General features: G+C 59.8%; 11 protein-coding genes and 2 pseudogenes. 5 read left to right on the top strand and 8 right to left on the bottom strand.

What is annotated here, in order from left to right:
* From BZL43_RS17840 to putP, 4 genes are all read right to left on the bottom strand, one after another.
* Positions 1-2,196, bottom strand: a 2,196-nt coding sequence (locus BZL43_RS17840) for a DUF6531 domain-containing protein (RefSeq protein ID WP_143517871.1), incomplete at its 3' end; no start/stop codon positions are given.
* Positions 2,196-2,933: a DUF4123 domain-containing protein gene (locus BZL43_RS17835; RefSeq protein ID WP_095633521.1), complete on the bottom strand. Its 738-nt coding sequence runs from the start codon at positions 2,931-2,933 to the stop codon at positions 2,196-2,198. The genes BZL43_RS17835 and BZL43_RS17840, both read right to left, overlap by 1 nt.
* Positions 2,923-4,941, bottom strand: a complete 2,019-nt coding sequence (locus tag BZL43_RS17830; RefSeq protein WP_095633520.1) for a type VI secretion system tip protein VgrG — start codon at positions 4,939-4,941, stop codon at positions 2,923-2,925. The genes BZL43_RS17835 and BZL43_RS17830 overlap by 11 nt, the downstream gene beginning before the upstream one ends.
* Positions 4,942-5,303: 362 nt before the next feature.
* Positions 5,304-6,788, bottom strand: a complete 1,485-nt coding sequence (gene putP / locus BZL43_RS17825) for a sodium/proline symporter PutP (protein ID WP_095633519.1) — start codon at positions 6,786-6,788, stop codon at positions 5,304-5,306.
* Positions 6,789-7,248: 460 nt separating this feature from the next.
* Between putP and putA the strand changes: the two genes are divergently transcribed.
* Both putA and BZL43_RS17815 read left to right on the top strand, forming a co-directional pair.
* On the top strand, positions 7,249-11,202 hold the full coding sequence (gene putA, locus BZL43_RS17820; RefSeq protein ID WP_095633518.1) for a trifunctional transcriptional regulator/proline dehydrogenase/L-glutamate gamma-semialdehyde dehydrogenase: 3,954 nt from the start codon (positions 7,249-7,251) through the stop codon (positions 11,200-11,202).
* A gap of 168 nt (positions 11,203-11,370) precedes the next feature.
* A complete protein-coding gene (locus BZL43_RS17815) occupies positions 11,371-13,173 on the top strand; it encodes an acyl-CoA dehydrogenase (RefSeq protein ID WP_095633517.1) in 1,803 nt (600 codons plus the stop codon).
* 131 nt (positions 13,174-13,304) lie between these two features.
* On the opposite strand, the gene BZL43_RS28875 is transcribed toward BZL43_RS17815, so the two are convergent.
* The 4 genes and pseudogenes from BZL43_RS28875 to BZL43_RS17800 all read right to left on the bottom strand — a co-directional run bounded on the left by BZL43_RS28875 (position 13,305) and on the right by BZL43_RS17800 (position 15,884).
* Entirely contained in the window at positions 13,305-14,036 is a 732-nt protein-coding gene (locus BZL43_RS28875; protein WP_371916222.1) for a methyl-accepting chemotaxis protein, read from the bottom strand.
* Positions 14,037-14,171: 135 nt separating this feature from the next.
* Positions 14,172-15,209: pseudogene (locus BZL43_RS28870) on the bottom strand (cache domain-containing protein); the annotation flags it as partial.
* 145 nt (positions 15,210-15,354) lie between these two features.
* Positions 15,355-15,657, bottom strand: coding sequence for a cell division protein ZapA (locus BZL43_RS17805; protein WP_008071056.1), 303 nt, complete (start codon positions 15,655-15,657; stop codon positions 15,355-15,357).
* Complete coding sequence (locus BZL43_RS17800; RefSeq protein ID WP_095633515.1) at positions 15,654-15,884, bottom strand: hypothetical protein; 231 nt, start codon at positions 15,882-15,884, stop codon at positions 15,654-15,656. The genes BZL43_RS17805 and BZL43_RS17800 overlap by 4 nt, the downstream gene beginning before the upstream one ends.
* Before the next feature lie 208 nt (positions 15,885-16,092).
* Here BZL43_RS17800 and BZL43_RS28865 point away from each other — a divergent pair.
* From BZL43_RS28865 to BZL43_RS17785, 3 genes and pseudogenes are all read left to right on the top strand, one after another.
* Positions 16,093-16,929 (top strand): annotated as a pseudogene (locus BZL43_RS28865) (MCP four helix bundle domain-containing protein); the annotation flags it as partial.
* Positions 16,912-17,784, top strand: coding sequence for a methyl-accepting chemotaxis protein (locus tag BZL43_RS28860; protein ID WP_371916221.1), 873 nt, complete (start codon positions 16,912-16,914; stop codon positions 17,782-17,784). The pseudogene BZL43_RS28865 and the gene BZL43_RS28860, both read left to right, overlap by 18 nt.
* A gap of 220 nt (positions 17,785-18,004) precedes the next feature.
* Complete coding sequence (locus BZL43_RS17785) at positions 18,005-19,747, top strand: potassium/proton antiporter (protein WP_095633513.1); 1,743 nt, start codon at positions 18,005-18,007, stop codon at positions 19,745-19,747.

The raw sequence follows: 19,747 nt of genomic DNA, 5'->3' as shown, positions 1-19,747 counted from the left end.
TGGAATCAGCGCCACCAGCCGTCCGACTTCGTCGTAGCGGTATTCGGTGACGGCGCCGAGCGGATCCTGTTCGGCCACCAAGCGGCCCTGATCGTCATAGGCCTTGAGGTGTTCGCCACCGTCCAACTCGACCTTGCGCACCAGCCGCGCCCGATCGTCGTGGACGTAAACCTCTTCGCTGCCATCGAGGTTCTGGACGGTGACGCTGCCCTGGTCATCCCAGACATAACGCGTGTCCATCTGCGAAAACGACGCCCAATGCCGAACACATCTGGCCGCTTTGCCGGACCTTTCCCACTCCCAAAAGAAACTCGCCCCACCGGCCAGTTGACGCTGCAAAATCACGTGCCGGTCGTCGTAGTCGTAACGCTCGCTCTCGCCGGCGGCGTTGCTCGCCTCGATCAGTTGAGCGCATTCGTCGTAGCGGTAACTGACCAGCGTTTGCTCGGTATGCCAGGCCTCGGCGAGGGTCTGCGCGGGGACAAACACCTGATAGTCGACGGCGATCAGATGAGTGCGGTCGTAGCGCAACAGCAAGGCGCGGCCGGCGCCGTTGTCGAGGCGCTGAATGCGTTGCTGGCGGTCGCGGGTGATGCGCAAGCGGTTGTCGTACGCGTCGCTGATCGCGGTCAGAAAACCGTTGTGAAAGTGGTAGAAACGGGTTTCTTCGCCAGCCTGGGCGAGGATCAGTTCCTCGGGGTCATCGCCCAGATAAATCGCTGCGCGCGACAGGCTGTTGTGGATCGCCAGGCGTTCGCGGTTTGGCAGGGGGAAGGTGGTGCGACGGTTTTCGTGGTCGATCCAGATGACCGTGTCGCCGTCGATTTCCAGTCGTTGGGATAACGAATGGCTCCAGCCGAAGCCCAGCCCACAATCGATCTCGGCGGCGCTGGTGCGGTAGAGCCGGGTGAAGTCGAACGGCAGGATGCCGTCCAGGGCACCGTCGGTGAGGGTCAGCAGTTCTTCGCCGGTGACCATCGACACCGGGCAGCCGTTCTTGCAGGTGGACGGCACGCACGTGGCGCTGTCGCCGTTGGGGTTTTTCGCCTGATCCGGGACGTTGTCGTGGTGTTCGTTTTGCTTGAGCGTGGTGTTGCGTTTGGCATCCCAGCGCAGTTGCATCCGACCCTTTATTAGCCCCGCAGCAATACCGCGTGCGGCGACTTTCTTATAGCGGTCGACGTACTCCATGAAGGTGCTGAGAATAGTGAAAATGGCCTCGACGAAACGCATCGCCAGACCCGCCAGCAACGCCCCGTACTTGAGCCCGCGAGCGGTGAGATAGGTTTTGGCGGCGGGTATACCGACACCCGTCCAGGCCAGTGCCAAAGCAATCAGAATATCGATCAGTACCGAGACAATGACTTGGCTGGCCACCTCTGCCGAGTTACCAGCCATTTCGCTAGGCGGTAACGCCGAAAGCCAAAGACTCGCAGCACGAAACAGCAGACAAAGCGCCGCTTCATCGCTAGCCAGCAACATGGCTTTTTCCATCGTTGCTGGTGATTGTTTCGCCAAATCGATGAGTTGCTGCGCACTACTGCCGAGTTGTTCAAGGTGAGCGCCTGGATTCTTAAGGATGTCAAAGACAAGGCTCAGTCCATCCCAAACGCCCATGACTGCTGCCCAACTTCCCGCCAGCATTCCGTTACCAGCGGCCACAAAAGTCGACTGCGACCACTGCGGTTTGAACCCCTCCCACTCTTTGCGCAGCCAGCCTTCCAGCTCTGAGGTCAAGCCATCGTAGGACGAGAAAAGATCATCGATTTGAGCCGGGGTAACTTCACTCTGGACATGAACACGATAGAACTTGCCGGGTGTACCTTCGAACTGTCCTTTACCGTTTTCATCAAGCGTGACCGGTGTGATCTCGCCGCCATCGACAGCAATCACATCAAGCGAAATATTCCCCAGCGGAATGTCATAAACCGATTCAAACTTGCTCTCGATTTCCAGAATTCCGCTCTTCGGGCACTGCGCAAGGCTGGAGAAAAAATCGTCATCACGACTGCTCACCGCGGTGGTGGTATTACCAAGTTTTATGAGCCGTTCCATGCCCATCAGCGACGGCATATCCGCAACTCGGCTAACCCTGTCCGCATTCCTGCTCAAGAAGCTGCCAAGTTGCTGGCGATACAAACTCAACGTGTCTTTGAAACCGTCGAGCTCCTGCTCGATCCGTACGATCTGATCCATCAGTCCAGCTCCGTCATCAGGTAATCCACCAACGCTGATTTCGGCACTTGAGGCTGGTCCGGCGTCTCAAGAAGGCTCGTAACTTTGTGCCGCAACACACTTTCAGAAAACGCTTCGTAAAGGTCTGGACGGTCTTCGCTCAGCCACTTCAGCAAGTTGTTGATGCGGGTCGTGACGGTCTCAGTGGCGAGGCGTTTGAGCAGCGATTCAGAAACTTCCCACCACGGAAAATCCCTGGCGGCTTTCAATGCACTGCCGCCGATATCGAGCGGTTGCCCATTGATCAAACAACGGTCAATGACAGGCATTAACTGCGTGGCGTTAACGTCGGCAGACTGAAGAATCGACAGCAAATAACGCCCATCCCAGAAACGAAAAAACACCGCGTTGCCGTTGGGCAAAAGAACTTGAGTGAGGCTGCGCAAATGCTCGACCAGCGCTTCTTGAGAGGTAGAAGAAACTGCCAGCCAACCCCAATCGCGGGACTCGGTCGTAGCAACCCACTCCAGAAACTCACCATCAGCAGCGACGATTCCGACATAGGGCATCACCGCGTCCCACTCGGCATACGCGGTGTCGGCCCAGATCGGGCTCGGCGCTTGTGCGGTGATCGAGCGTTGCCAGGCAACAAATGGCTCAGCGGCGCTGGCATTGCTGAAAATCGCGAACAGTTGCTCCGACGGTTTCACTGGCTGGCGTTCCAGCCAGGCCCGAGGTGACAAGACATCAGGCGGCACAGACACCGTCCTTGCAGCGCTCGCACTCTTCGCAGAACGGCGCGTCACTTTGCAGGCTGAGTATTTGTGCGGCACTGAGCAGCGCCGCGGGGGCTGCTGCCAGTTTCAACGGGACGTCCGGCAAGCTCGGCGCAGCAGCCATGGCCGCCATCGGTGCGCCACCGACCTGGATCGGCACGCTGCTGAAAATTCCGCCGGGGCCGATGTTGATCCACTGCCCGCCCGCCTGAATGGTCGCGCTGGCGCCGCCGTCGATGACCACTTGCTGGCCGGCGCTGACGTGGAATTGCTGGCTGGCGTTGAGGGCCTGACTGGTCACGCGAATGTGCCGGTCACCGACCACCACCAAATGATCATCAAGTCGCACTTCGGTCTGGCGCTGGCCGTGGGTGATGCGCTTTTCGTCAGCCTTCAACTCATGGCGAGCGGTGCCGGTGACGACGATGCTGCGCTGGTTGTCGACCTGCACCTGTTGATCATTCAATACATGCTGAGTCCAGTTTCGCTGGGCGCGCAGGTAGATTTCCTCGGCACCCTTGCGATCCTCGATGCGCAATTCGTTGTAACCACCGCCACCGGGACTACTTTGGCTACGGAAAATACTGCGGGTTTTGTCCGCCGGCAGATCGAGCGGCACCGGGGTCGCGGCGTTGGGCAGGCACCCCATGACCAGCGGCTTGTCGGCATCGGCGTCGACAAACCCCACCAGCACTTCCATGCCGACGCGCGGAATCATCACGCTGCCGTAGCGGTCGTGCGCCCAGCCAGTGGCGACACGCAGCCAGCAACTGGAATGCTCGTTGAGCTGACCGTCACGGTCCCAGGCCAGTTGAACCTTGACCCGACCGTACTCGTCGCAATGGATTTCGCTGTCAGTCGGGCCGGTAACCACGGCCGGTTGATAGCCGAGCATGCGGGGCTTTTCCGGCCCCAGCGAGGGGCGAAAAGCAATGTCCCACGGCGTCGCCAGAAAGGCATTGCGATACCCTTGGAAATCATCTGGGCTGTCGCTGGTGGCCGACTCTTCGAGGACCTGCGGCTGCCGCCCCCGGTGTTCGATTTCGGTGATCAACCACAGGTCATTCCATGCCTGACGCGGGTGTTCGGCGAGGTGTAGGAAATGCCCACTGACCAAAGCAGATTCGTCGCCGCGACCTTCGGCCTGGCGGTAATCGGCGCCGTGGCGCTCCAAGGCCCGTTGTGCCAGATGCTTGCCGTGTTCGCGGTCGGTGAATTGGCCAGGGAAGTGGTAGTCCTCAAGCACCGGTCGCTGTTCGCTGTCCAGGCGGCTTTCGAGTTGCAGGTGTGGTTTGTGGAAGTCGTAATCCCGGCGAGTGACCGCCGTAGTACGGGTTTCCAGGCGCACGTTGAACCGCTTGATCGCTGGCGCATCCGCTGCCATCCCGCTGCCAGGCAAGTACAACGTCGGCTCGGGTAGTCGAGGGAAAACCGTCTGGTCATCGCCGAACACCAGCAAGTGCCCGTCGGGCCTGTGCTGGAAGTGGTAATGAATACCGATTTCGGCACACAGACGCTGAATGAATGCCAGATCACTTTCGGCGTACTGCACGCAGTACTCGCGCTCGGGGTAGTCGCTGCCGAGCCGAAACTCGAAGGCGTCACGCTGGATGCCGTGGTCTTTGAGGATTTGCGTGACGATGGTCGGCACGCTTTTGTGCTGGAAAATCCGCTGATTAATGCGCTGACCCAGGTACGCCAGACGCGGCACGAGACTGATTTGATAGCCTGTCAGACGATGACTGGAATCGCTCTGGCCAACACGAAAAATCTGACCGTGAATACCGGAACCGTGCGCATCGAAACTCAGAAATGCCTGACGGTGCAGCAGGCTTTCGAGTTCCAGGTCCGGGCGCTCGCTGACCAGTTCCAGGTCAAAACGATAGGGTTGGCTGATGGCTTCCTTGCCCGTGAACTCAAGTACCTTGAGCTCATTCTGGACGCCGTCGAGGGTCAACGTGAAACGCGGTTGATTGGCAGGCGCGAACATCCGATGTGTCTCTGCAGAATGAAGGCGGGCGATTCTGCATGAGCGACAAGGGGTGTTGACGTGGGGACAAGGAAATCAGATTTGCCCTACTTTTTTAGGGATTTTTCCTTCAAAAATCGGTGTGTTTGGCTACAGACATTCCCTGCAAAAGTAGTGTGTTGCAGCGGGTAGCCTCTTCGCGGGCAAGCCTCGCTCCTACAGTTCTGCGGTGGATCATGAATCCTGTAGGAGCGAGGCTTGCCCGCGAAAGCGGCATCAAAAACACCAACCCCTTCCCCGCAAACCAAAAAAAAACGGCCCGCCTCCAAAGGAAGCGGGCCGTTTTCATATCGGCGAAAGGTCAGAGCATCAGCTCATCCCCATCACTTGTTCAGGCGGAAATCTGCCTCGGCAGCCGCAAAGCGCTGCAGCATGCCATGAGTCGGCGTGCCCAGCTTGCTGACGATGTAGATCGCCAGGCTGGCGAAGATGAAACCAGGGATGATTTCGTACAGGCCCAGCAGTTCGAAGTGTTTCCAGACGATCACGGTGATCGCGCCGACCAGGATACCGGCCAGTGCGCCGTTGCGGGTCATGTCTTTCCAGATCACGGAGATCAGGACAACCGGACCGAACGCAGCACCGAAACCGGCCCAAGCGTAGCTGACCAGACCCAGTACACGGTTTTCCGGGTTAGCCGCCATCGCAATGGCGATCAGGGCAACCAGCAGCACCATGGCGCGACCGACCCAGACCAGTTCAACCTGGGAAGCGCTTTTACGCAGGAAGGTTTTGTAGAAGTCTTCGGTCAGGGCGCTCGAGCACACCAGCAGCTGGCAGCTCAGGGTACTCATTACCGCCGCCAGAATGGCCGACAGCAGTACACCGGCAACCCACGGGTTGAACAGGATTTTGGCCAATTCGATGAACACACGCTCGTGGTTTTCACTCACTGGCATTGCCACGGCAGGGTTTGCCGAGAAGTAAGCGATGCCGAAGAAACCTACAGCGACCGTACCGCCCAGGCACAGGATCATCCAGGCCATGGAAATGCGACGCGCCTTGGCAATCGACTTGACCGAATCCGCCGCCATGAAACGCGCCAGGATATGCGGCTGGCCGAAGTAGCCCAAGCCCCAGCCCATCAGCGAGATAATGCCGACGAAGGTGGTGTTTTTCAGCATGTCGAAGTTGCTGGCGTCTTGCGCTTCGATGGCCAGGAACGTGGTATCGATGCCGCCGGTCGCCAGCAGCACGATGATCGGCGTCAGCAGCAAGGCGAAGATCATCAATGTGGCTTGTACGGTGTCCGTCCAGCTCACTGCCAGGAAACCGCCGACGAAGGTGTAGGCAATCGTCGCCGCAGCACCGGCCCACAGCGCTGTCTCGTAAGACATGCCGAAGGTACTTTCGAACAGACGGGCGCCGGCCACGATGCCGGAAGCGCAGTAGATGGTGAAGAACACCAGGATCACCACCGCAGAGATAATCCGCAGCAGGCCGCTTTTATCTTCAAAACGGCTGGAGAAATAATCCGGCAGGGTCAGTGCATCGCCGTTGTGCTCGGTCTGCACGCGCAGACGGCCGGCGACGAACAGCCAGTTCAGGTAAGCACCGATGATCAGGCCGATAGCGATCCAGCTTTCGGAAAGACCGGACATGTAGATAGCGCCTGGCAGGCCCATCAACAACCAGCCGCTCATGTCGGAAGCACCGGCGGAGAGTGCGGTCACGACGCTGCCCAGGCTACGACCGCCCAGAATGTAGTCAGAAAGGTTGTTGGTGGAGCGATAGGCCATGAAGCCGATCAGCACCATTGCTGCGATGTAGATCACGAACGTGATCAGGGTTGGATTGCTTACGCTCATTGAGTTACGCCCTGGCATTGTTTTTATGTAACGGCGGCTGGTGAACCGCTCGCAAACGACGACGTTTGACAGACGATCCGGATCCCGCGCATTTATGACTGATGTTTCCCCAGGAAAGCCATCAGCCGGCACAGCGGTTTTTCGACCGGTTGCACCTTGGCCGCGAATGCTATTCAACATTGCAAATAAGGTGCAACCAGTTTCGTACGAATAAGTTGCACCTAGTCGGATTTTTCTTACAAAGGGTCGATTTTGCTCCTTTTTAGGGCGTTTTTCCGGTTGCACTAGAATTAAAAGCACCAAGCAGGCGCGGGAGGAGGCAGCAAAATCAGTTTCCTGACGAGCTGCTTATTATTCCGACAAAAAAAGGGTTGCACCCGGTTGCACCTCGACCGACGCACCGCTAATCTTGCCGCCAGCTGATGCCACGCGGTCGTGGCAAACATGAGGATAAAAAAATATGGCTACCACCACTCTTGGGGTCAAACTTGACGACCCGACCCGCGAACGCCTCAAGGCCGCCGCGACCTCGATTGATCGCACGCCGCACTGGCTGATCAAGCAGGCAATTTTCAATTACCTGGAAAAACTCGAGGGTGGTGCAACCCTGTCCGAGCTGAACGGTTTGAACGGCAAGGAAATTGACGAAGCGGGCGAGATCCATGTTGATCACGCCCATCAGTGCTTCCTGGAATTCGCCGAAAGCATCCTGCCTCAATCGGTGCTGCGCGCCTCTATTACTGCCGCCTACCGTCGCCCGGAACCTGAAGTGGTGCCGATGCTGATCGAGCAGGCGCGCCTGCCGGCCCCGATGGCCGACGCCACTAACAAGCTCGCCGCCTCGATTGCCGAGAAATTGCGCAATCAGAAAAGCGCCGGCGGCCGTGCCGGGATTGTTCAGGGCCTGTTGCAGGAGTTTTCCCTGTCGTCCCAGGAAGGCGTGGCACTGATGTGCCTGGCCGAAGCGCTGTTGCGTATTCCGGACAAAGGCACCCGCGACGCGCTGATCCGCGACAAAATCAGCACCGGCAACTGGCAGCCGCACCTGGGCAACAGCCCATCGCTGTTCGTCAACGCCGCCACCTGGGGCTTGCTGCTGACTGGCAAACTGGTCGCCACCCATAACGAAGCGGGCCTGACCTCGTCCCTGAGCCGCATCATCGGCAAGAGCGGCGAGCCGATGATCCGCAAGGGCGTCGACATGGCCATGCGCCTGATGGGCGAGCAGTTCGTTACCGGCGAAACCATCGCCGAAGCCCTGGCCAACGCCAGCAAGTTCGAAACCAAAGGCTTCCGTTATTCCTACGACATGCTGGGTGAAGCCGCACTCACCGAGCACGACGCCCAGAAATACCTGGCCTCGTACGAACAAGCCATTCACTCGATCGGCAAAGCCTCCCACGGTCGTGGGATTTATGAAGGCCCGGGCATTTCGATCAAGCTGTCCGCACTGCACCCGCGTTATAGCCGCGCCCAGTACGAGCGCGTGATGGACGAGCTGTACCCGCGCCTGCTGTCGCTGACTCTGTTGGCCAAGCAATACGACATCGGCCTGAACATCGACGCCGAAGAAGCCGACCGCCTCGAGCTGTCGCTGGATCTGCTGGAGCGCCTGTGCTTCGAGCCGCAACTGACTGGCTGGAACGGCATCGGTTTCGTGATCCAGGCGTACCAGAAACGTTGCCCTTATGTGATCGACTACGTGATTGACCTGGCTCGCCGCAGCCGTCATCGCCTGATGATTCGCCTGGTGAAAGGCGCGTACTGGGACAGCGAAATCAAGCGCGCCCAGGTCGAAGGCCTGGAAGGCTATCCGGTCTACACCCGCAAGGTGTACACCGACGTGTCCTACATTGCCTGCGCACGCAAACTGCTGTCGGTGCCGGAAGTCATTTATCCACAGTTCGCCACGCACAATGCCCACACTTTATCGGCCATTTACCACATCGCCGGTCAGAACTATTACCCAGGTCAGTACGAGTTCCAGTGCCTGCACGGCATGGGCGAACCCCTGTACGAACAGGTTGTAGGCAAAGTTTCCGAAGGCAAGCTGAACCGTCCGTGCCGCGTGTACGCTCCGGTTGGCACGCACGAAACACTGCTGGCGTACCTGGTGCGTCGCCTGCTGGAAAACGGCGCGAACACTTCGTTCGTCAACCGCATCGCCGACCAGTCCATTTCGATTCAGGAGCTGGTGGCCGATCCAGTGGCCAGCATCGAGCAGATGGCGACGCTGGAAGGCGGCTTCGGTCTGCCGCACCCGCGCATCCCGCTGCCGCGCGATCTTTATGGTGCCGAGCGCGCCAACTCCAGCGGCATCGACATGGCCAACGAACATCGTCTGGCTTCCTTGTCCTGCGCCCTGCTGGCCACCGCACACAACAACTGGAAAGCGGCGCCGATGCTCGGTTGCGCCTCCAGCAGCGAAACCCCGGCGCCCGTCCTGAACCCGTCGGATCTGCGTGACGTGGTGGGTCATGTGCAGGAAGCCACCGTCGAAGACGTCGACAATGCAATTCAGTGCGCCCTGAACGCCGCCCCGATCTGGCAGGCGACCCCGCCAGCCGAACGTGCTGCGATTCTGGAACGTGCCGCCGATTTGATGGAAGGCGAGATCCAGCCGTTGATGGGCCTGTTGGCTCGTGAAGCCGGCAAGACTTTCGCCAACGCCATCGCCGAAGTGCGTGAAGCCGTGGACTTCCTGCGTTATTACGCGGTGCAGGCACGCAACGATTTCACCAACGATGCCCACCGCCCATTGGGCCCAGTGGTCTGCATCAGCCCGTGGAACTTCCCGCTGGCGATCTTCAGTGGTCAGGTCGCTGCGGCCCTGGCCGCCGGTAACCCGGTACTGGCCAAACCTGCGGAACAAACCCCGCTGGTGGCGGCTCAAGCCGTGCGTTTGCTGCTCGAAGCCGGCATCCCGGAAGGCGTGTTGCAACTGCTGCCGGGCCGTGGCGAAACCGTCGGCGCCCGCCTGGTCGGCGACGATCGGGTCAAAGGCGTGATGTTCACCGGTTCCACCGAAGTCGCGCGTCTGCTGCAACGCAACATCGCCGGTCGTCTGGACGCTCAGGGGCGTCCGATTCCGTTGATCGCCGAAACCGGTGGCCAGAACGCGATGATCGTCGACTCCTCGGCGCTGACCGAACAAGTAGTCATTGACGTGGTGTCGTCGGCCTTCGACAGCGCCGGTCAACGCTGCTCGGCGCTGCGGGTGCTTTGCCTGCAGGAAGATTCCGCTGACCGTGTCATCGAAATGCTCAAGGGCGCCATGGCGGAATGCCGCCTCGGTAATCCAGAGCGTCTGAGCGTGGACATCGGCCCGGTGATCGACGCCGAAGCCAAGGCAGGCATCGAGAAGCACATCCAGGCCATGCGCGACAAAGGTCGCAACGTGTACCAGGTAGCCATCGCCAACACAGAAGAAGTCAAACGCGGCACTTTCGTGATGCCGACCCTGATCGAACTGGAAAGCTTCGACGAGCTGCAACGGGAGATCTTCGGCCCGGTGCTGCACGTGGTGCGCTACAAGCGCAAGGACATCGATCAACTGATCGGCCAGATCAACGCTTCCGGCTACGGCCTGACCCTGGGCGTACACACGCGCATCGACGAGACCATCGCCAAGGTGATCGACAACGTCAACGCCGGCAACATCTACGTGAACCGCAACATCGTCGGTGCTGTAGTCGGCGTGCAACCGTTCGGCGGTGAAGGCCTGTCGGGTACTGGCCCGAAAGCCGGTGGTCCGTTGTACCTGTACCGCCTGCTGTCGACGCGTCCTACCGATGCAATCGAAAAATCCTTCGCTCGGGACGATGCCGTCGCTGCACCGGACGTTCGTCTGCGTGATGCCATGAGCAAACCGCTGACAGCGCTCAAAGCCTGGGCCGAGAGCAACAAGCTCGCTGACTTGAGCACCTTGTGCGTACAGTTTGCCGCGCAGTCGCAGAGCGGGATCACCCGTGTTCTGGCCGGCCCGACCGGCGAACGCAACAGCTACGCCATCCTGCCGCGCGAACACGTGCTGTGCCTGGCAGAGGTCGAAGGCGATCTGCTGACTCAATTGGCTGCGGTATTGGCCGTGGGCGGCTCGGCGGTATGGCCGGAAGGCGAACCGGGCAAAGCTCTGTTCGCACGCCTGCCGAAAGAAGTTCAGGCGCGGATCAAGCGGGTTGCCGACTGGACCAAGGACGAAGTGGTGATCGATGCAGTTCTGCATCATGGCCATTCCGACCAGTTGCGTGCGGTGTGCCAGCAAGTGGCCAAGCGTGCCGGGGCGATCGTTGGGGTTCATGGTTTGTCGCAGGGCGAGACCAACATTGCGTTGGAGCGTCTGGTGATCGAACGTGCGTTGAGCGTCAACACTGCTGCGGCGGGTGGTAATGCCAGTTTGATGACGATCGGCTAAACCCTCCTCATGACCGTTCCCACGCTCTGCGTGGGAACGATCATGACCGTCCTCCCCAGCTTTATCCTTCCCTCTCGTTCTGCCTCTCCATCACGCTCATCAATCATCCTGTTCACCCCGCCCTTCCCACATCTAGACTCGGTCCACTCCAAAAAAAGGTAGGCCGCCATGTCCGAGACGTTGCTCAGTTCCCGCAATCTGGCTTTCGAGCTGTATGAAGTCCTTGATGCCGAAGGCCTGACTCAGCGTGAGCGGTTCGCCGAGCACAACCGCGAGACCTTCGATGCGGCCATCGGTACTGCCCGCAACATCGCCGAGAAGTTCTTCGCCCCGCACAACCGCAAGGGCGACGAGAACGAACCGCGCTATGAGAACGGTCAGGCAATTCTGATTCCGGAAGTGAAGCCGGCGGTGGATGCGTTCCTTGAAGCCGGTTTCCTCAACGCCGCGCGCAGTTTCGACGCCGGCGGCATGCAACTGCCTACGCTGCTGTCGCAAGCGTGCTTTGCGCACTTTCAGTCGGCCAACGCGGCGTCGACTTCTTACCCGTTCCTGACCATGGGCGCGGCGAACCTGATCGAAAGCTTCGGCACCGATGAACAGAAGCAGCGTTTCCTGCAACCGATGGTCGACGGTCGTTTCTTCGGCACCATGGCCCTGACCGAGCCTCACGCAGGGTCCTCGCTGTCGGATATTCGTACCCGCGCCGAGCTTGCATCCGATGGCACCTACCGCCTCAAGGGCAACAAGATTTTCATCTCCGGCGGCGACCACCCGCTGTCGGAAAACATCGTGCACATGGTGCTGGCCAAACTGCCGGACGCGCCGGCCGGGGTGAAAGGCATTTCGCTGTTTATCGTGCCCAAGTTTCTGGTCAACGATGACGGCAGCCTGGGCAAACGCAACGACGTGTTGCTGGCCGGGTTGTTCCACAAGATGGGCTGGCGTGGCACCACGTCCACCGCGCTGAACTTCGGCGACAATGGCGAGTGTGTCGGCTATCTGGTGGGCAAGCCGCACCACGGTTTGAGCTACATGTTCCAGATGATGAACGAGGCGCGGATCGGCGTCGGCATGGGCGCGGTAATGCTTGGTTACGCCGGGTATCTGTACTCACTGGAGTACGCTCGCGAACGTCCGCAAGGCCGCGTTCCCGACAGTAAAGACCCAACCACCGCCCCCGTGGCAATCATTCAGCACGCCGACGTCAAACGCATGCTGCTGACCCAGAAGGCTTATGTAGAAGGCGCGTTCGACCTTGGTTTGCACGCGGCGCGACTGTTCGACGACACCACCACGCTTGAGACTGAAGCCGAACGCAAACAAGCCCATGAGCTGCTGGATTTACTGACGCCGATCGTCAAATCCTGGCCGTCGGAGTTTTGCCTGAAGGCCAACGAACTGGCGATCCAGATTCTCGGCGGCCACGGTTACACCCGTGAGTACCCGGTGGAGCAGTACTACCGCGATAACCGTCTGAACCCGATTCATGAAGGGACTCACGGCATTCAGTCGCTGGACTTGCTGGGGCGCAAGCTGGCGCAGAACGGGGGCGCGGGGCTCAAGCAATTGATCCGCCTGATCGCCGACACCGCCGGGCGCGCGCAGGCGTATGAATCGCTGACGCCGCTGCGTGAGCCGTTGGAGAAACTGGTGGCCCGCCTGCAAACCGTGACCATCGGCCTGCTGACCGATCTGGCTCAAGGCAAGGTCAATAGCAGCCTGGCGAATTCGGCGCTGTACCTGAAAGTGTTCGGGCATACGGTGATCGGCTGGCGCTGGCTGGAACAGGCGATTCGTGCCGAGGAAGGGTTGGCCAAAGGGAACTCGGCAGACGTGAGCTTCTATAAAGGCAAACTGCAGGCGGCGCGGTATTTTCTGACGTGGGAAGTACCGGGTTGTCACCATGAGCTGGCGATTCTTGAGGCGCGGGATGATGTGTGCCTGGGCATGCAGGATGAGTGGTTCTGACACCCTCTCACTGATCGTTCCCACGCTCTGCGTGGGAATGCCTCAGGGGACGCTCCGCGTTCCAATGGGACGCGGAGCGTCCCGGGCTGCATTCCCACGCAGAGCGTGGGAACGATCGGTCAACACTATTTTTAGCTGAGTTTGAAACTGCCCATCTGCCGCGCCAGATCATCCGCCAACCGCTGCAACATCTGACAATCCTCACGACAAGCCCTGACCTCCCCCGCCGTAGCCCGGGCCAAATCAGAAATCCCCTGCACATTCCGGTTGATTTCTTCGGTCACCGCCGACTGCTCTTCCGTCGCCGTGGCTACCTGGTGGTTCATGTCGCTGATGCGCTCGACCTGTCCGGTAATCGCCGTCAACGACGCCCCGGTGCGCTGGCTCGACTCAACGCCGGTGCCGGTCGCTGCTTGCCCGGCGTGCATGGAAGACACCGCATTCTCCGCGCCCTGCTTGAGGCTGCCGATCATCTGCTGGATCTCGTCGGTGGACGCCTGAGTCCGCCGCGCCAACGTCCGCACTTCATCGGCCACCACGGCAAACCCGCGCCCCATGTCCCCGGCCCGCGCCGCTTCGATGGCCGCATTCAAAGCCAAAAGATTGGTTTGCTCGGAAATCCCGCGAATCACTGCCAACACCTGATCGATGGACGCCACTTGATGGGCCAACTCGCCCACCGCACCGGCGGCGATACCAATCTCATCGGACATGCTTTCGATATGCCGAATCGAGCCGCCCACGACTTCCCGCGCCTGCAATGCTTCATCCCGCGCGGTTTGCGAAGCGACGGCTGCATTGCCAGCGTTCTGCGCGATTTCCTGCACGGTCAGGCCCATTTCGTGAACGGCGGTGGCGACCATATCGGTCATTTCCTGCTGACGGCCCGAGCGTTCGGCCGTGTTATCCACCACACGCGCCACTTGGCCGACCGCCGTGCGCAAGCGCTCACTGGTGGCCAGGACTTCGCCGATCATGTCGCGCTGACTTTCCAGGAAGCGATTGAAGCCACGAGCGAGGTCACCCAGTTCATCGGCGCGACTGGAATCTAACCTGTGGGTCAAATCTCCACCACCGCTACCGATGGCAACCAACGCCGCTGTTACCTGACGAATCGGTCGCACCAATCCACGGGCCAGCAACACCACCAGCAACAGGCAAACCAGCGCCACCGCCATACCGATGCCGCCGCTCATCCACATCGCGCGGCGGGCTTCGGCGTAGATCTGCGACTGTGGCACTTCGGCCACCAGGGTCCAGCCCAGATCACGTAGCGGCAGGCTCAGCGCCAGAAAATCTTCGCCATCGCGGACAAAACGGCTGGTGGCGAACGCGGTGGCGCCAGGGCGCTGCCCCATGACCGCTTGCGCCGCCGAAGCGCCGATTTGCTCGACCAGCGTGCGTTTGCCGCTGAACTGCGCCTGGGGGTGAATCTGGATCAAACCGTCGGAGCGCACCAGATAGACCTTGCCGCGCTCACCGAAATTGAAATTGTGGATCAGCTCCGACAGCTCTTTCATGCTCAGGCCCAGCCCGGCGACGCCCACGACTTTACCGGCCTGCTCGACCTTGAGGTCGATGAACAGCGCCAACTCGCCGGTGGCGGTGTCATTGTCGATATTGAGGGTGCGCGGCTGGTTGCTGTCGAGGAACGAATAGAACCAGGCGTCGTTGGGATTGGAACGGCTGAGCGTGCGATCCAGGCCTTTTTCATTGAAGTAATGGCTAGACGCGGCCCCGATAATCAGCGCGGTAAAGGCTTTATGCTCGGCGCGGATGCCTTGCAGATAGTTCACGAAGGTGTCGGTCTGGGCGCTGTTCTCGCCCCCGGCCAACCAGTCGCGCACCATGCTGTTACTGGCGATGTCCTTGGCGGCGGTGAGCGGTTGAACGAGGATTCGTTCGATGTCGTTGCGCATCGCCTCGATGCTCGACGGCAGCGCTTGTTCGACCAGATAGCGCTGGGCGAGGCGGTTGACCACGAGGGTATAAACGCCAACCACGATCAGAATACTGACCAGCAGGGCGGTGCCCATGCTCAGGATCAACTGCCATTGAATACTGCGTCGCCAGAACTGCATGGAGCACCCCCAAAGAATAAGAGGCTGAAACACTGCAACAGCCATGCCGATTGTATACAACGCAAACGACAATTTATTCTTTGGTTGTGCGCAAAGCTGATCAGGCCTGATTGATGGTCTTGGCGATCACTTCAACCGTGGCGCTGACTTGCTCTTGGTAACGGTCGAGTTCTTGCTGGTGACGCTTTTGCATTTCGATCTGCTGCGAACACAGATTCATCGCCGCCAGCACCAGCAAGCGGTCACCGATCAGCGTCGGGTATTTCTTTTTGGTCTCGGCCAGGGCGGCCTTCAACATTAAAGCGGCGTCCAGCAGGGTCTGCTCTTCCCCGGCCGGCGCCTTGATCGAATAGTCCTCCCCCAGAATCGAGACGACTTTTACCCCCGGGGCGCCATAACTCATGCGCTGACAGGGCCGGCGCTGACGCGCTCAACCAAGGCCTGAATACGTGCGGCAGTGGCGCCTTGTTTCTCTTCCTGTTCCATCAGGCTCAGTTGCAGGCTTTCGTTTTCATCCTTGACCTGGGCCAGTTCCGCGCTCAGGGATTGATTGGTGCCGAGCAGGCTCTGGTTCTGCTGCACCAGGTCGCTGACCAGTTGTTCCAATTGGCTTAGGGATGCTTCCAACATTTTGATTTTCCGGGCATTTTCAAAGGGCGCGTACGATAAAGAAAAGTCACCACTGACGCCAGGGTTATTCGGGCGCAAGGCCTTGATTTTGCTGGCGGGCGACCTTCCTCGCGAGTTTTAAAGACTGTGTTTGGCGGATCTGGTTCCTGCACTTCGTCGCCGCGGCCCTTGCGCGACAAAAACGCGCGCCGCTCAAGACTTTAGTCGTATGACCGATAAGTCATGCATACAGCAGTCTCAGCCCCGCACGGATGCGCTTTTTTCGGTGAACATCATGTCTTTACGAAACATCAATATCGCACCGCGGGCGTTCCTCGGTTTTGCCTTGATTGGCGGCCTGATGCTGGTTCTGGGTGTATTCGCGCTGAACCAGATGAGCAAGATTCGCGGTGCCGCCGAGCAAATCACCTCCAACAGCGTACCGAGCATTAAAAGCCTCGATGAGTTCACTCAGCTGACCCTGCGCCTGCGCGTGCTGTCTTATCGTCTGCTGGTGAACCGCGAGCCGGACGTCCAGCAGAAAACCATGGAGTTGCTGGAAACCCGTAACCAGCAGATTCGAGCGGCTCAAGCCATCTACGAAAAACTGATCGCCAGCCCGCAGGAACGTGCGACCTATGATCAATATGTGCAGTTGCTGGGGCAGTATCGCCAGATCGAAGACCGGATGAAGAGCCTGTCGCGCAACAATCAGATCGACGAACTGCGCACGCTGCTCAATACCGATTTGCTGACGAACTCTGAAGCCGTCAACTCTGTGCTCAGCCTTTTGCTGGAGATCAACACTCAGCAGTCCCTCGACACCAATCAGCAAGCCGTCGACCAATACGCCTCGGCCTTCAACCTGACGGTGACCCTGCTGATCATCGCCACCGGCCTGACTTTGCTGTTTGCCTGGCTGCTGACTAACAGCATTACCAGGCCAATCGCCAACGCCCTGAGCGCCGCCGAAGAAATCGCCGAAGGCAACCTCACGCGCCCGATCACCGTCGACGGTAAAGATGAAGCCGGTCGTTTGCTGGCCGCGATGGCGAAGATGCAGGACAAACTGCGCGACACCTTGCAACAGATTTCCGGTTCGGCCACGCAACTGGCGTCCGCCGCGGAGGAGCTCAACAGCGTTACCGACGAAAGCGCCCGGGGCCTGACTCAGCAGAACAACGAAATCGAACAGGCCGCCACGGCCGTTAACGAAATGACCAGTGCCGTGGAAGAAGTCGCGCGCAATGCCGTGAGCACCTCCGAAGCCTCGAAAAATGCCACCACGTCGGCGGGTGACGGCCGTGACCTGGTGCAGGAAACCGTCAGTGCGATCGAGCGCATGAGCGCCGACGTGCAGAGCACTGCCACCCTGATCGGTGATCTGGCCAACGAGTCGCGCGACATCGGCAAGGTGCTGGACGTGATTCGCGGCCTGGCGGACCAGACCAACCTGTTGGCATTGAACGCCGCCATCGAAGCCGCCCGTGCCGGTGAAGCCGGTCGTGGTTTTGCAGTCGTTGCCGACGAAGTGCGTGCCCTCGCTCATCGCACCCAGCAGTCGACCAGCGAAATCGAACGCATGATCGGCAGTATCCAGAGCGGCACCGAACACGCCGTGGATTCGATGCGCAACAGCACCGAACGCGCCGAGTCGACCTTGAACATCGCCCGTGGAGCAGGCCTGTCGCTGGATACCATCAACAGCGCCATCGTCGAAATCAACGAACGCAACCTGGTGATCGCCAGCGCTGCCGAAGAGCAGGCACAGGTGGCCCGCGAAGTGGACCGCAATCTGGTGAACATTCGCGACCTGTCGGTGCAATCGGCCACGGGCGCCAACCAGACGAGCGCGGCCAGCAACGAACTGTCGCGCCTGGCGCTGGACCTGAACAACATGGTTGGGCGGTTTAGCCTCTAATCCTGTGGCGAGGGGGCTTGCCCCCGTTCGGCTGCGCAGCAGTCGTAGAATCCGGGGCCGCTGCGCGACCCAACGGGGGCAAGCCCCCTCGCCACAGTTATCTCATCCGGCTCATCGTTAAAAGCTTTTTGACAGCATCACATTTCAACAGGTTAGAATCGCTGGCACGCAGACTGCATGGTCAGTTTGTGCCCGCCTTTAGCTTTCTGGAGTATTGCCTTTGAATGCGACGACCATCAACAGCCTGTTCTTGATCGGCGCGTTGCTGGTAGGTGCGAGCATTCTGGTGAGCTCACTTTCATCGCGCCTCGGGATCCCGATTCTGGTGATCATCCTCGCGGTGGGCATGTTGGCCGGTGTCGACGGTGCCGGCATTATTTTCGATAACTACCCTACGGCTTATCTGGTCGGCAACCTCGCCCTGGCAGTGATCCTGCTCGATGGCGGCTTGCGCACCCGGGTGGCGAGTTTCCGCGTGGCATTATGGCCGGCGCTGTCGCTGGCCACGGTCGGGGTGTTGATTACCACCGGGCTGACCGGAATGGCGGCGGCGTGGTTGTTTGACCTCAATATGATTCAGGGCCTGCTGATCGGCGCCATCGTCGGCTCCACCGATGCCGCCGCCGTGTTCTCGCTGCTGGGCGGCAAGGGCTTGAACGAACGGGTGAGCGCGAGCCTGGAAATCGAATCCGGCAGCAACGATCCGATGGCGGTGTTCCTCACCGTGACCCTGATCGACATGCTCGCCAGCGGCGAGACCGGCCTGCACTGGAGTCTGCTGGCGCATTTGGTGCGTGAATTCGGCATCGGCGGTGTGATCGGCCTGGGCGGTGGCTGGCTGATGCTGCAACTGGTCAACCGTATCAATCTGGCCACCGGCCTTTATCCGATTCTGGTGATTGCTGGCGGTCTGGCGGTGTTTGCCCTGACCAACGCCCTGCACGGCAGCGGCTTTTTGGCGGTTTACTTGTGCGGGCTGGTGATCGGCAATCGCCCGGTGCGCAGTCGCCACGGCATTTTGCACATGCTCGACGGCATGGCCTGGCTGGCGCAGATCGGCATGTTCCTGGTGCTGGGGCTGTTGGTCACGCCCCATGACCTGCTGCCGATTGCCTTGCCCGCACTGGGCCTGGCGCTGTGGATGATCCTGTTTGCCCGCCCGCTGTCTGTGCTGGTCGGCCTGTTGCCCTTCAAGGCATTCCATGGCCGCGAAAAGGCATTCATTTCCTGGGTTGGCCTGCGCGGTGCCGTACCGATCATTCTGGCGGTATTTCCGCTGATGGCGGGGCTACCCAATGCCCAGCTGTATTTCAATCTGGCGTTCTTTATCGTGCTGGTGTCGCTGCTGCTGCAAGGCACGAGCCTGCCCTGGGTTGCCAAGTTGTTGAAAGTGACCGTCCCGCCGGAGCCCTTGCCGATTTCCCGATCGGCGCTGGAAGTGCATGTCACCAGTGAATGGGAGCTGTTCGTGTATCGCCTGGGTGCCGAGAAATGGTGCATTGGATCCCCTCTTCGCGAGCTGAAAATGCCCGAAGGGACCCGTATCGCTGCCCTGTTTCGTGGCCAACAATTGCTCCATCCGTCGGGTAGCACGGTGCTTGAAGTCGATGATTTGCTCTGTGTAATCGGCCATGAACACAACCTTCCGGCCCTCGGAAAACTCTTCAGTCAGGCCCCGCAACGGGGGCAGGATTTGCGCTTCTTCGGCGACTTCGTACTCGAAGGAGACGCCCAGCTGGCCGCGGTTGCCGCCCTGTACGGGTTGCAAGTCGAAGGCATCGATCCAAACATGTCCCTGGGCCACTTCATTGCCCAGAAAGTGGGCGGTGCACCCGTAGTGGGCGACCAGGTGGAATGGAACAACACACTGTGGACCGTCGCTGTCATGGAGGGGAACAAGATTGGTAAGGTAGGCGTCAGATTCCCCGAAGGAAGTCGCCCGGGTCCCGGCTTGTTCCTCTAA

Source organism: Pseudomonas sp. PICF141, assembly GCF_002286815.1.
In the GTDB taxonomy this organism is placed as follows: Bacteria; Pseudomonadota; Gammaproteobacteria; order Pseudomonadales; family Pseudomonadaceae; genus Aquipseudomonas.
Note: the sequence above shows the minus strand (reverse complement) of the source record. Positions and strands in the feature narration are given on the sequence as shown.